The following is a 13,533-nucleotide window of genomic DNA, read 5'->3' on the forward strand; positions in this document are numbered from 1 at the left end:
AATGAACAGGCTCCTCGCTCTTCGCTGCACGTATTCTTCCTCTCCGCGGTTTGCACGCCCGCTTACGCTTCGCTTACAAACCGCTTCGCCTTCTCCTCATTATTCCCCTGTCATGGTGCCTGCGCTCTTTTTAGGAACCGTGGCCCCTCGCCGAGCGCATGATTAAGTATATCAGCGTTTAGCGAGAAGTCAATCAATACTTCTTGTAAGCTTTTTAGCTAGGGTAATAGTTAAAAGTATATTTATTGCTACAATATTTCCATTATTATCATAAATGTCATAAACGGGCTAGACTTTATATAAGTTATGGCGGCGTTTATCAGTAAACGCCGCCATAACTTTTTTTGTTATTTTTTCTTTGATTTCTGTTTTTCTTAACACGCGCTCGGCGTTATTCTTTTTCTTCCGTGATGTCGAGCTTAAGGACGCCTTCTTCAAGGAGCGCCTCGACGTTGTCTTCGAGGGTGTTTTCTTCGTGTTCTTCCTGCTTCGCCGGTTCGTCCGCAAGGCCGAGGCCCGCGGCTACTTTGTCGAGCACTTCTTTCGTTATCTCGGCCATGAGGTCCGGGTGCTCTTCTATATATTGGGCGGCTGCGTCTTTGCCCTGCGCCATCGTTTCGCCTTTGTAGGCGATCCACGAGCCTTTGCGCTTGACTATTTCCCGGTCGAGCGCCATGTCGAGTACCGCCATTCCTTTGGGGACTCCTTTGCCGTAGATCAGCGTCGTGTGAGCTGTGCGGAACGGCGGCGCCTGTTTGTTTTTGACTACTTTGATGTAGAGTTCATGGCCTATTACTTCGTCGCCGCGCGTCACCTGTTTGCCCCGGCGCACTTCGATTCTTACAGAGCTGTAGAATTTGAGCGCGCGTCCGCCGGTAGTGGTTTCGGTCGGGCCTTGGCTGTATCCGGAGCTTATCTGGGCGCGGAGCTGGTTGATGAATATTACCGTCGTGTTGCTTTTCGCTATGGCTGCGGTGAGCCGGCGCAGCGCGTAGCTCATGAGGCGCGCGTGAAGGCCTACTTGGCGCCCGCCCTCGTCCATTTTGCCGTCTATTTCGGCCTGCGGCGTGAGGGCCGCTACTGAGTCTACAACGACGAGGTCTACGGCCCCGCTTCTTACGAGCGTGTCTAATATGTAGAAGGCCTGTTCGCCGCTGTCGGGCTGCGAGAGGTAGAGGTTCGCCGTGTCCACTCCCAGCGACGCGGCGAGTCTCGGATCGAGCGCGTGTTCCGCGTCTATGAAGGCGGCGATGCCGCCGGCTTTCTGCGCTTCGGCCAGGATGTGCAGCGCTATGGTGGTTTTCCCGCCGCCTTCGGGGCCGAATATTTCTATTATGCGTCCCCGCGGCACTCCGCCGATGCCGAGCGCCACGTCGAGCGGAAGTATGCCGCTGTGTATGACCTCGACGGCGCGCTGTACTTCGTCGCCGAGCCGCATTATCGCCCCGTCGCCGAAGCGTCCCCTTATCTCGCTGAGCGCCTGTTCCAGAATATCTTCGCGTGTTGCCGCTGCTTTCTTTGCCATCGTTCAGCCTCCGTTTCGTTCATTTTCGGATAGATTATAACAAAGACTAAGCTGTTCACACAATGTTTACAGCGCATAAATTTTTAGAGGCGTGTATATCGGTCCGCGCGGCGTAAGCTCGCTGCGCATGAATATAACCTCACGCACCGTCCACGGCGGGAGGTCGGGGCCGCAGGATTCCAGCGAGCGCAGGGCTTCGGCGGAAAGCGGCGCCGCTTCGCCGCGCCGTCCGAGCGTTATGTGCGGCGAGAATTTTTTGCGTTCTTTCGCGACTCCGCGCCGGGCGGCCAGGTCGTCCGCGGCGCGTGCGAGTTTTGCAAGCTTTTCCGTGTCGCCCGCTATTCCCGTCCATATTACTCGCGGCGCGGACAGTTTGGGGAATCCGCCGGCACCGCGCGCGGACAGTTCGAAGGCGCCGCGCGGAAGCTCTTTGTCGAGGAGCGACGAGACGGCGCGCGCCATTTCCGGCGGTATCTCGCCGCAGAATTTCAGCGTTATGTGTATCGTCTCCGGCTTCACCCAGCGTATGCCGGCTTCACGAGTTTCGCGCTTTTTCGCTTCGATCCACGAGCCGAGCGCTGTTATATGGCTTTGCGGGAGTTTTACGCAGACGAAGGTGCGGAGCAGCGGCCCCGCGAACGCGGGGATGCAGCCGCTCATTATTCCGACTCCGCGAAGGCGACGAGCCGGCGCAGGACTTCTTCGACGGTCTGCCGCCGCACTGAGGCTCTGTCTCCGTCGAATACGCGGCTGAAGGTCTCTGTCCCGTATTCGGATGAGAGACCGAACCATACGGTGCCGACTGGCTTGTCTTTGCTGCCTCCGCCTGGGCCCGCGATGCCGGTGACGCTCATAGCGACGTCAGCGCCGTATATGCAGCGCGCGCCGCGCGCCATCTCGGCGGCGCATTCGGAGCTGACCGCGCCGTGCTTGTCGAGCGTTCCGCGCGATACTCCGAGTATATGTTCTTTCGCAGTGTTCACGTATGTGACTGCGGAGCCGAAGAAGATGTCCGAGGCCCCGGCGACGCACGTTACGGTTTCCGCGATCATTCCGCCCGTACAGGATTCCGCCAAAGCGAGCGAAAGCCCTTTTTCGCGAAAGAGATTTATGACGCGGGCGGCAAGCTCTTCTATGTTTTCCATTTTTATACGCCTGCCTTTATCTGCCTATCGCGGTCAGAATCGCCGTCAGCCCTTCTTCAAAGAGGAGCCAGTGGATGAAGCGCATCAAGAGGTTGACGATTATTCCGCCGGCGATGTCGTCGGCCATTATCCCGACGCCGCCGGGTATCTTGTCGAAGCGGCTTACCGGGAACGGCTTGACGATGTCTATTATTCTGAAAAGGAAGAGCGCCGGGACCGCGTAGCTCATGTCGAAGCCCCAAGAGGCGAGCCACACTCCGACGACCTCGTCTATGACGACCTCGCCGGGATCGTCGCGTTCCGCTGCCTTCTCGTATTTGCCGGCGGCGACGCAGCCGAGCGCGGCGACTGCGGCGATCAGCCACAGCGGCACGCCGCCCGCGAGCATCCATACGGCGCAGCCCGCGACTGAGCCGATCGTACCGGGCATTCTCGAAAAGCGCCCTATCGTCCCGACCGTCGCGACGAGTCCGTACCACGTTTTCATCTCGGGAATAAGTATCACAGCGTCTCCTCCCCTATCATGTCGTGGGGCATTGCCTCGGTGATTTTAACTGTTATCATGTCGCCTTCTTTTAGATCCTTTCTTATGCTGCGCACTTCTATCAGGCCGTCCACCTCGGGCGCTTCGCGGAACGAGCGGCCTTCGGCGTAGCCTTCATCGTGCGCGACTCTGTCTATGAGCACCGTAAGCTCGCGTCCGACGAATGTCTGCTGGCGCTCGAATGATATTTCCTCCTGCGCCCGCATCAGCTCGTCGAGCCGCTTTTTCTTCGTCGCCTCGGAGACCTGCCCAGGCATGTGCTCCGCTGGCGTGCCCTCCTCGGCATAGTAGATGAACGCCCCCATGCGGTCGAAGCGCACCTCCCTGACGAATGCCATCAGGTTGTCGAAATGCTTCTTTTTTTCGCCGGGGAAGCCGACCATGCAGGTCGTGCGCAGAGTGAAATCTGGGTTTATCTCGCGCGCCGTGCGGAAAATAGAGCGCAGCGCGCCTGGCTTTATGTCGCGGTTCATCAGAGCGAGTATCTCCGGGTCGCCGTGCTGTACCGGGATGTCGAGATATGGGATGATCTGCCGTCCGGCGCCGACGCGCTCAAGCAGCTTCGGCGTCACGCGCGTCGGATGCAGATATAACAATCTTATCCATACGTCGTATGGCAGCGAGCTTTCGAGGGCGTTCAGCAGCTCGATAAGCCCGGCTCCGCCTCCCGAACCGCCGTCCATGCCGTAGACGGTGAGGTCCTGCCCGACCACGCAGAGCTCCCGCGCGCCCTCTTCAACAAGCTGCTGCGCCTCCTTCACAATAACATCGACGGGCAGGCTGCGCAGCGGCCCGCGTATCGACGGGATAGCGCAGTAGGAGCAGCGGTTGCCGCAGCCCTCGGTGATTTTCAGATAGCGCGTGAACTTAGGAGTGGACGGCAGGGAGCCGCGCCTGCGCGCGCCGTCGAGCGGAGTCGCGAGACTTTTCAGCACGCTCTCCCAGTCCTCCGTCTCCGCCCAGAAGTCGACCGAAGGTATCTCCGAGGTGAGCCCCTCGCGGTAGCGGTTTACGAGGCAGCCGACGACTCCTATCTTTTCAAGGCGGCCCTTGAGCTTCAGCTCCTCGAGGTCGAGTATAGCCTCTATGCTCTCTTCCACAGCGGGACGGATGAAGCCGCATGTGTTGACGATCGCCGCCGACGCGTCCTCGACCGCCGGAACGAGCTCGTGCCCCGCGGCCTTGAGCGCGCCGGCGAGACATTCGCTGTCCACTCTGTTCTTCGCGCAGCCTAACGTAAGCAGATATATCTTCATATTTTATATAGCTCCGCGATATTGTCCGAAACCGGCTGATTCTGCATATAAAGGCTCAGGCCGTTGTGAGTGAGCCCAGCCGCGATGCCGAGCGTCATGCGGATGCGCGCCTTGAAAGGATTCAGCCGGCCGCCTGTCATCACGCCGAGTTCTTCAAGCTTTTCGAACGAACCCTCGAAGTCGTTCGTCTTGTGGACGCTGCCCTGAAAGCAGCGCGACACTATCGCGACTTCGACGCGGCTGCGCACGAGGTTCCGTATCATCGGCACCCACGAAGGCGGCACGTTTCCGGCGCCGAAGCCGGCCAGCACCAGCCCCTTGAGCTCGCGCGACGACATCAGCGACGAAAGCATCCTGTCGCCGCCGCCGAGAGAGGCCCACATGATCTCGACGTATGGGACTTCCTCCTTAGGACGCACCGCGAGGAAAACGGGGCGCTTCGGCTCACGCAGGAACTTCAGCTCGCCGTTAAGCAGCTTCCCCACCGAGCCGCGCAGAGGCGACTGGAAGGCGCTGTCCGGCGACTCCGTGTCCACCAGCACCGCGTCGTCCGCGCCGAAAAGCTCTCCGCTCGAGCAAATCAGCACGCCCTTGTTCTGCGCGGCGGGCGATAGAGCCGCGAGCACCGCGCAGTGCAGATTCATCAGCCCTTCTTTCACCCCGGCGCGCCCCTGTACCATAAGATTGGCGAAAATGACGGGCTCGCTGCGCTTCCAGAGAAGATTCACGAGATAGGCTATCTCCTCCATGACGCCGCAGCCGGAGACGACGATGATCCCCGCGTACCCCTCCGCGGCGACGGACTCGAGCATCTCCTCCATAGCGAGAGTCATCGGTATCGAATAATGCGTGCTCGGCTGGCAGCTCCACTCTTTTATATCGCAGCGCAGCGCGAGCTCCTCGGGCAGATAGTTCAGGAGAGTGGCTGGATCCGCGTTTTCGTCGGCTGAGAAGTTGCCCGCGATGACGAGCGCGAGTTTCGGCAACGGATGCAATACTATTCCTCCATCCATATAGTAGACATAACGGCGGCGGAAAGCTTTTCCTCCGCGCCTGCATTGTAGCGCAAAGCGCGCGCGGTTTCAAATTACGCCGTTTTTAATAGACTTTTAACGGATTTCATATATCATACTAGCAACAATAGAGAGAGGAGTTTGGATTTGGAAGCGATACTTTCTTTCTTCGGAAGCTGCGCGGCGCTCTTCGGAGAGCTCATCGGCTGGCTCGTGGACGTGATAGGGCACATGGGATACGCCGGCATAGTCGGCCTGATGTTCCTGGAGTCGTCGTTCTTCCCATTCCCGAGCGAGGTCGTCATGCCTCCGGCGGGCTACCTGTCGTGGAAGGGCGAGATGAACATCTTTCTCGTCATCGGCGCGGGCATCGCCGGCAGCATACTCGGAGCGCTCTTCAACTACTGGATAGCAGTCCGCTGGGGACGCCCCTTCTTCGAGAAATACGGGAAATACGTGTTCGTCACGCACGAGTCGCTCGACAAGGCCGAAGTGTTCTTCGCGCACCACGGTCACATCAGCACATTCACCGGACGGCTGCTCCCAGTGATACGGCAGTACATCTCGCTCCCCGCCGGACTCGCGCGTATGCCGCTGCCGCAGTTCTGCTTCTACACGGCGCTCGGCTCCGGCATCTGGGTGACGATACTGACGCTGCTCGGCTACTTCCTCGGCAGCAACGAGGCGCTCATCCACGAGGAGCTGCACAAGATAACGCTTCTGCTCGCCGGCGGCTGCGCCGTACTCGTCGCGATATACGTAATAATCAACAAAACAAGAAAACGAGACAGATAACGAAAAGCCCGCCGCTGTGAAACGCGGCGGGCTTTTTTACGCTTTCGGGCGCGCGCCTCAGGCGACGCCGCGGACGTTCGGAAAGCCACGGCCCGTTTCATACGCCTTACGAAACAGGCCGACGCTCGCGGAGGCGTCAGCCCGTCGGACGGTCAGCCCGTCGGACGAACGATGCGCCAGCCGCACGCGGATGCGATTTTATGTACGCTTACGCGGGCGGCGCTCCGCGCGATAAACCTGACGTTTCCGGCTGCTTCGTGAGGCGGCTTGCTTATAACCGGCCGATGCGGAGGCAATACAATAATTTTTGCCGCGCCCGTTCAGCGCGGACGCCGTCTTCACGTGAGCCGCGCGCGGATTCGTTAAAGCACCGCGCGTGAATTTTGCGCCGGGATTTATGCGCGGTCGTTTTTCGTAATTTTCCGCCGTCAGCCGTTCGCCCCGTTTTCGCGCTTGTTCTTCGCCGCTACGGCGTAGAATGAAACGGAGAGCAGAAGGACGAGGCCGTCTACGAAGCGCGTCCAGAAGCCGGACCAGCCGGAGCTTACGATGCCGGCCTCTATCGTGCCCATCATTATGGAGCCGACCGCCGTGCCCCAGATCGTGCCCTTGCCGCCGTATACGGAGGTGCCGCCGATGAATACCGATGCGAAGACGAGCAGCAGATAGCCCTCGCCCTGCGTCGGCCACCAGTTGCCCATTTCCGCGGTCGCGAGCACGCCCGCGAGCCCAGCGGCGAAGCCGAGGAATGCGAACACGCCGGCGCGCGCCGCGCTTACAGGCATTCCGAGCATCCGCGCTACGTCTATGTCGTCGCCGATGAAGCGCAGATCGTCGCCCCACGAGGTACGATGATAGACGAGCGCCGCCGCGCCGGCAAAGAGCAGCGCCCAGACGGACTGCATCGGAAGAAAGCCTCCGACGCGCCCCGTCAGCACGGCAAGCTCGGGGTTGTCCATCATGAGCGCCATGCCGAGCGGTATCGCCGTGCCGCCCGAGAGCAGCATGACGGCGCCGCGCCAGAAGAAATCGAAGCCTATCGTCGCGACTATCGCTGGCACACCCGTCCACGTTATCATAAGGCCGTTGACAAGCCCGATGGCGAGCCCCGCCGTTATCCCGGCGGCCGCGCCTAGCAGTACGGAGCCGGTGGCCTTCGCCGTCCACGCGAATACGAAGCCGGACATAGCCATGTTCGACGCAAAGGATAGGTCCATCTCGCCAGTTACGACTACAAGCGTCATAGCCGTCGCGACTATCATTATGAAGGGTATCGTGGAGAGGAAGGTCATGTATATGCTCGCGGATAAGAAAGCCTCGGGCGAGCGCACTGCGAAGAAGGCCCATAACGCGAAAAGCACGCCGGTGATTATCATCTGGTCCTTGCTGTTTTTTATAAAGCTCATCGCTCCGCCTCCATCAGCCTGGCGAATAGGTCGTGCTCGGTCAGCTCGTCCTTGCGCCACTCGCCGAATACCTTGCCGTGCGAGAGTATGACGAAGCGGTCCGCGACGCGGTATGCGTGCTCTATCGTGTGCGTGATGACGACGACGGAGCGGCCTTCGGATTTGAGCATGCGCATAAAATCAAGGACTTTTTCGGACTCGCTCACCGCGAGCGCCGTAGTCGGTTCGTCAAGGATGACCACGCCTGCTTTGAAATACATCGCGCGGCCTATCGCCAGCCCCTGGCGTTCGCCGCCGGAAAGAAGCCCAGCTGGAGTATCCGGCGATATGCCCGCGCCCGAAAGGCCGAGACGCGAAATGATTTCAGCGGCGGCCTCGCGCTCGCGCTTCGCGTCGATGAGGCCGAAGCGCGTCTTGACGTGCCGCCCGGCGAAGAGGTTGCGCCAAAGCGGCTGCGAAACGCCGAGCGCCCTGTCTTGATAGACGGCCTCGACGCCGAGGGCGCGGGCGCGCGCAACGCTGAATCTCGTCACGCGCACGCCGTTTATCTCGACGTCGCCTTCGTCCGGCGCGTATAGGCCGGAGATTATTTTTATAAGCGTTGACTTGCCCGCGCCGTTGTCGCCGAGAAGCGCCGTTATCTCTCCGCGGTCAAGCGAAAAGTCCACGCCCCGAAGGGCGCGGACGCTTCCGAAAGATTTGCGGACGCCCCGCATCTCCAGGATTTTATTCATATTTTCGTTAACGTATGGCTTTCTCCGCGAGAGGCGCTATCTGCTCTATGTTGTCCTTCGTGACGAAGCCGCCCGCCGTATCGACGTAAATTCCTCCGAAGTTGCCGCGCTTGTTGAGCACTATCTGGTTGACGGCGAGATAGGCCATCATGTAGGGCTGACCTTCGGAGACGAGGCCGACGTAGCCCGCCTTGATCGCGTCCGCCGTAGCGGGCGAGAGACTGAATCCGGCTATCTGCACAGCGCCAGGCTTGATGCCAGCGGAGCGCAGCGCCGTCCCGGCCTGCGCCGTCAGCGCCGCGTGGTCGATGACGATGAGTTTGCAGTCTTTGTGCGAGGCGATGTAGCCGGTGAGTATCGGAGCGCCGAGAGCCGCTTCTTTGTTGGCTTCCGGCGAAATTTCAAGATAGTCAACCTCGAGTCCGGCCTTCGTGAATACGTCGGTCATAGCCTGCGCGCGGAGGCCGCGTCCAGGAACGCTGCGAAGTCCCCAGATAAAGACCTTGTCGCCTTTTTTGAGGCCGAAGTGGCTGATGCAGCGGTTCGCCATCATTTCGCCCTGGCCGTAGTTGTTCACGCCGATGTAGCTGAATCCCTGCGGCTGGAAGCGCTCGAAGGTCTTAGGCAGCGGCGTGTCGACGCACATGACCTGTATGCCCTGCTTGAAGGCCTGGTCGATGAGCGGCATATATGCGTCGTCGCCTGGCGCGCCTATGACGACCATTCCGTCAGGCTTCGTCGCCATGCCCTGCTTGAAGCTCGTTATCATCTTCTCCGCGTTCCAGTCGGTGTAGACGAATTTGATGTCCACGCCGAGCGCGTCTGCGGCCGCCTGCGCGCCGTTCTGGAGCGTGCGCGCGTAAGGCTCGCCGGGGCTGCCGCCCGCGTCGAACCATACCGTCAGCTTGTTCCCGGCGGCGAAGGCCGTGCCGCAGAAGAGCATGAGAGCGGATAATGCTGCAAGACAAAGTTTCATCGTAAAAACACTCCCTTATTTGATTTTTGTATTACCGGCAAAATTGACTGCACGCGCGCGCCGAAAGCGCGCGACGCCCGTGGCTCCGCGTCTCCGAAACCAGCCGCTGCGAAACGGGGCGCCTCCTTGTCTTTAGGGTCGATTATCGTCCCGTTATGCGGAGCGGCGACGTCCGGCCGATTTTTCCCGCGCATAGATGCATTCCATGCACTTGACCGGATTCTCACAGGCTCATACCGAACGCGCCCTCCTTTCGTGAAAGGATAAACTTACTCCGCCATGATATACTACCGGGCGGGGTTTGCGTAAAAACATTGTTCTGAGGAATAAAACAAAATAAGCGAGGGCGGCGCCTGGCGCGGATGCGTGCAGCTTAATTTTTACGGAGCCGTAAGGTTTTCAGAACTGCGGCGTAGGTGGGTCGATGGCGTGAAATTCACATGATGGTATAATACGGATAGGAAGAGAGAGGCCCCCGCCGGAAGGGAAAGCAGGGGGATGAATCCTCTCCCGGTCTGTCCAAGCTGAGGTGGAGACTCAGCCCAGACGTTTAAGGCCGAGTATTGTGACTGACGTTGGCGGATGAACTCAGCCAAAACTGCTACTGCTAGGAGAGATGCACAAGCTCCTAGCAGTAGCAGTTTTGCTGTCAAGAGAAGCCATTCATAGAATGAACGCTCTCCATTGTCAGCCATCCGTCATTCCCCCTTTCCGCCGGGGGAAATCCCTTTAGCTGGCAGACCCGGCATCACTGCCAAAGGCCCTTCCGCTAACACTATACAGATACTATTGCTGTAAGTCATGCCCACAGCTTAGCTATTTACGCGCTTCAGTAATTTCATCAGCTTGGCAAAAAAATGGGAGAGGCTTTCGCCTCTCCGCTTTGTTTTACAGAGTTTTGAGAATTTCGCCGAGCGGCCTGCGCTTCTTCGGGCGTACCGTCCCGTCCTCGGCGTAGCCGACGGCTACTATAGCGCGGATCGTGTCGCCTTCGGGCAGGCCGAGCAGCTTAACTACCTCCGGGCTCGTGAAGCATCCGATGATGCAGGTCGCGAGGCCGAGGTCGGCTGCCTCCAGCACGAGGTATGCCGTCGCCATGCCGACGTCGCCCTCGGAGAAGCGCTTCGCGTCGTGGTAGTGCTCCATGACTACGGGCATAAGCTTCGGCTCTTCTATCTCGGAGACGACGATGAAGGCCGGAACTTTTTCGCTCCACGCGTTGAGCCCGATCTCCTGCGTCATCTTCGCAAGAGCCTCGCGCGTCTTCGGCTCCGTCACTATCGTGAAGCGCCAAGGCTGGCTGTTGCAGCCCGACGGCGCGAGCGCGGCGGTCTCGACGCAGCGTTCGAGCAGCTCTGGCTTTACCGGCTCTTCCTTAAAATTGCGGCAGCTCTGGCGGCGTTCCGCAAGTCCGCGAAAACTTTCCATCCCCGCGCTTTCTCCTTAGAATTCCAGCGTCTCGCCGGGCTTCATTATCACGATCTCGGTGCCCGGCGCGTTCTCGTGCGCCTGCATCGCGAACACCTTCGGGTCGGCCTTTATCGGCGGGAATGTGTCGTAGTGCATCGGCACGGCCTTGAGCGGACGGATGAACTCTACGGCGCGCGCGGCGTCCTCGTAGTCCATCGTGAAGTAGCCGCCTATCGGCAGGCAGGCGACGTCGATCTTCTCCGCTTCGAGCAGCTTCATCTCCATCGTGAGCCCAGTGTCGCCTGAGTGATATACCTTACGTCCGTCCACTTCTATGACGAAGCCGCAGGCGACGCCGCCGTAGCGAGGCTTTCCGTCCTCGATGATCGGGTCGCCGTGCCACGCCGGCGTAAGTTTCACGCGCCCGAATTCGAAGCGCGCGCGCCCGCCGATGTGCATTCCTTCGACCTTGATCCCCTGCGAGGCGAGCCAGCCGGCCGTCTCGTTGCACGAGAATACCGTCGCGCCGGTGCGCTTGGCTATCTCTATCGTGTCTCCGAGGTGGTCTCCGTGGCAGTGCGTGAGGAATATCGCGTTCACGTCGGTGAAGTCCGCGGCTTTCGCCGCCGCGAGCGGATTACCGGTGAGGAAGGGGTCGATGAGTCCCTTCAGCCCGGTCCCCTCGATGTAGAAGGCGCTGTGTCCCAAGTAACGAAGTTTCGGCATTTTTGATATTACCTCCATACCCTTGTATTTGTTTCGTGCTTTTCCTCAAAGCTATTATAAATTATACAGCGCCGCTCTCACAAGCGCGCGCTCGAAAGCGCGGCCGCATGTCCGGCGCGTATGAAAAAAGACGGCGCGCCGCGACGGCCGCCGTCTTTTCGTATTTTTATGGATTTCGCCGGAGGCCGCGCCTAGGCGAGAGGTTCGACGACTTTTATCGAAAGCTCTTCGAGCTGCTTCGGCTCGACCTCGGAGGGGGCCTCCGTCATCGGGCACTGGGCTTTCTGGTTTTTCGGGAAAGCCATCACGTCGCGTATCGACTTGCTGCCGGTCATGAGCATTACGAGGCGGTCGAGGCCGATGGCGAGCCCTCCGTGCGGAGGCGTGCCGTAGCTGAGGCCTTCAAGCAGGAAGCCGAAGCGCTCCTTCGCCGCCTCGGGCGTGAAGTTTAGCGCGCGGAAGGCGAGCTGCTGCATTTCGGGGTTGTGTATCCTTATCGAGCCGCCGCCGAGCTCAGTGCCGTTGAGCACGACGTCGTAGGCGCGCGAGCGGACTTTGCCGGGCTCGGTGAGCAGGTGCTCGACGTCCTCGTCCATCGGAGCGGTGAAGGGATGGTGGACGGCGGTGTAGCGTCCGCTCTCGTCGTCCCATTCGAAGAGCGGGAACTCCGTCACCCAGAGGAAGCGGAAGCCCGCCTCGACCATGCCGCGCGCGCGTCCGAGCTCGAGGCGTATCTGCCCGAGTATCTCGCAGGCTTTGCGCCAGCTTTCGTCGGCCATGATGAAGAGCGCGTCGCCGTTCTCTATTGCGGAGAGCTCGCGCAGCTTCGCAAGCTGCTCTTCGCTGAGGAATTTAACGAGCGGCCCTTTGAGCTCGCCCTCTTTGACGAGGAAGTTGGCCATGCCCTTGGCGCCGAGCGACTTCGCGCGGCCTTCGAGTTCAGAGAGCTCTTTGCGCGAGAGCGTCGCGCCGCCGGGCAGGCGGAGGCCCTTTATCGTGCCGCCGTTAGCGACGAGCTGCGCGAATGGGTTCTCGCCGTCACGGAAGACTTCTTCAAGGCTGACCATCTCCATCGGGATGCGCATGTCGGGCTTGTCGATGCCGTATTTGTTCATAGCCTCGTCCCACGTCATGCGCAGGAACGGCGTTTTGACTTCGACGCCGTTGATTTCTTTGAAGAGCCCAGCGAGGTAGTTCTCGACGAGCGTCATGATGTCCTCTTCGGTGATGAAGCTCATTTCGAGGTCGAGCTGCGTGAACTCGGGCTGGCGGTCGGCGCGCAGGTCCTCGTCGCGGAAGCACTTCGCTATCTGCATGTAGCGGTCGCAGCCGCCGACCATGAGAAGCTGCTTGAAGAGCTGCGGCGACTGCGGCAGCGCGTAGAAGCAGCCGGGGTTGACGCGGGAGGGCACGAGGTAGTCGCGCGCACCTTCCGGCGTGGACTTCGTGAGCATCGGCGTCTCTATCTCTATGAATCCGTTGTCGGCGAAGTAGTTGCGCGTGTAGCGCGTCACGTCGTGGCGGGTCTTGAGGTTTTTCTGCATCGAGTCGCGGCGGATGTCGAGGTAGCGGTATTTCATGCGCAGGTCCTCGTTGACCTCGTCCGCGTTGTCGAGCTCGAAAGGCGGCAGCTTCGACGGAGCGAGGACGATGAAGTCCTCGACCATCAGCTCGACCTCACCAGTCGCGAGCTCCGGGTTCTCAGTGCCTTCGGGACGCTTGCGCAGCGTGCCTTTGACGGCCAGCACGTACTCGCTGCGCAGAGCGCCCGCGCGCTCGTGAGCGTCGGCGTTGAGCTCGGGGTTGAAGACTATCTGCGTCACGCCGGTCTTGTCCCAGAGTTCGATGAAGATTATCCCGCCGAGGTCGCGGCGGCATCTGAGCCAGCCGTTGAGCACCGCTTTTTTGCCAGCGTCTTCGAGGCGCGGCGTTCCGCAGTACATGGTTCTGCGCCAAGAGGCGTCGAAATATCTTTCCATTTATATGATCCTCTCCGGTTAAAA

Annotated in this window: 13 protein-coding genes; 1 reads left to right on the top strand and 12 read right to left on the bottom strand. The window is 59.9% G+C overall.

Annotated features, from left to right (window positions below):
• Positions 1-391 precede the first annotated feature (391 nt).
• From recA to B5F39_RS05695, 6 genes are all read right to left on the bottom strand, one after another.
• A complete protein-coding gene (gene recA, locus B5F39_RS05670) occupies positions 392-1,525 on the bottom strand; it encodes a recombinase RecA (protein ID WP_087364855.1) in 1,134 nt (377 codons plus the stop codon).
• A gap of 66 nt (positions 1,526-1,591) precedes the next feature.
• Positions 1,592-2,185 carry an RNA 2',3'-cyclic phosphodiesterase gene (thpR, locus tag B5F39_RS05675; protein ID WP_158095950.1) on the bottom strand — a complete coding sequence of 198 codons (594 nt, stop codon included), beginning with the start codon at positions 2,183-2,185 and terminating at the stop codon, positions 1,592-1,594.
• A complete protein-coding gene (locus B5F39_RS05680; RefSeq protein WP_087364859.1) occupies positions 2,185-2,670 on the bottom strand; it encodes a CinA family protein in 486 nt (161 codons plus the stop codon). The genes thpR and B5F39_RS05680 overlap by 1 nt, the downstream gene beginning before the upstream one ends.
• Positions 2,671-2,686: 16 nt before the next feature.
• On the bottom strand, positions 2,687-3,175 hold the full coding sequence (locus tag B5F39_RS05685; protein WP_087364860.1) for a phosphatidylglycerophosphatase A: 489 nt from the start codon (positions 3,173-3,175) through the stop codon (positions 2,687-2,689).
• Complete coding sequence (gene rimO, locus B5F39_RS05690; RefSeq protein WP_087364861.1) at positions 3,172-4,470, bottom strand: 30S ribosomal protein S12 methylthiotransferase RimO; 1,299 nt, start codon at positions 4,468-4,470, stop codon at positions 3,172-3,174. Before rimO ends, B5F39_RS05685 begins: the two co-directional genes overlap by 4 nt.
• Positions 4,467-5,483 carry an asparaginase domain-containing protein gene (locus tag B5F39_RS05695; protein WP_087364863.1) on the bottom strand — a complete coding sequence of 339 codons (1,017 nt, stop codon included), beginning with the start codon at positions 5,481-5,483 and terminating at the stop codon, positions 4,467-4,469. The genes rimO and B5F39_RS05695 overlap by 4 nt, the downstream gene beginning before the upstream one ends.
• A gap of 231 nt (positions 5,484-5,714) precedes the next feature.
• On the opposite strand from B5F39_RS05695, the gene B5F39_RS05700 reads away from it, so the two are divergent.
• Positions 5,715-6,278, top strand: coding sequence for a DedA family protein (locus tag B5F39_RS05700; protein ID WP_087365243.1), 564 nt, complete (start codon positions 5,715-5,717; stop codon positions 6,276-6,278).
• 428 nt (positions 6,279-6,706) lie between these two features.
• On the opposite strand, the gene B5F39_RS05705 is transcribed toward B5F39_RS05700, so the two are convergent.
• The 6 genes from B5F39_RS05705 to aspS all read right to left on the bottom strand — a co-directional run bounded on the left by B5F39_RS05705 (position 6,707) and on the right by aspS (position 13,509).
• On the bottom strand, positions 6,707-7,684 hold the full coding sequence (locus B5F39_RS05705) for an ABC transporter permease (RefSeq protein WP_087364864.1): 978 nt from the start codon (positions 7,682-7,684) through the stop codon (positions 6,707-6,709).
• The gene (locus tag B5F39_RS05710; protein WP_087364866.1) at positions 7,681-8,418 is read right to left on the bottom strand and encodes an ATP-binding cassette domain-containing protein; all 738 of its coding nucleotides are present in this window, start codon (positions 8,416-8,418) and stop codon (positions 7,681-7,683) included. Before B5F39_RS05710 ends, B5F39_RS05705 begins: the two co-directional genes overlap by 4 nt.
• 7 nt (positions 8,419-8,425) lie before the next feature.
• The gene (locus B5F39_RS05715) at positions 8,426-9,394 is read right to left on the bottom strand and encodes a substrate-binding domain-containing protein (RefSeq protein WP_087364867.1); all 969 of its coding nucleotides are present in this window, start codon (positions 9,392-9,394) and stop codon (positions 8,426-8,428) included.
• An 888-nt stretch (positions 9,395-10,282) separates the two neighbouring features.
• Positions 10,283-10,822 (bottom strand): nitroreductase family protein, encoded by a 540-nt coding sequence (locus B5F39_RS05720; RefSeq protein ID WP_087364868.1) that lies wholly within the window; start codon positions 10,820-10,822, stop codon positions 10,283-10,285.
• Positions 10,823-10,837: 15 nt separating this feature from the next.
• Positions 10,838-11,530: a metal-dependent hydrolase gene (locus B5F39_RS05725; protein WP_087364869.1), complete on the bottom strand. Its 693-nt coding sequence runs from the start codon at positions 11,528-11,530 to the stop codon at positions 10,838-10,840.
• 191 nt (positions 11,531-11,721) lie between these two features.
• Complete coding sequence (gene aspS, locus B5F39_RS05730; protein ID WP_087364871.1) at positions 11,722-13,509, bottom strand: aspartate--tRNA ligase; 1,788 nt, start codon at positions 13,507-13,509, stop codon at positions 11,722-11,724.
• Positions 13,510-13,533 lie beyond the last annotated feature (24 nt).

Source organism: Cloacibacillus sp. An23, assembly GCF_002159945.1.
Taxonomy (GTDB): domain Bacteria; phylum Synergistota; class Synergistia; order Synergistales; family Synergistaceae; genus Caccocola.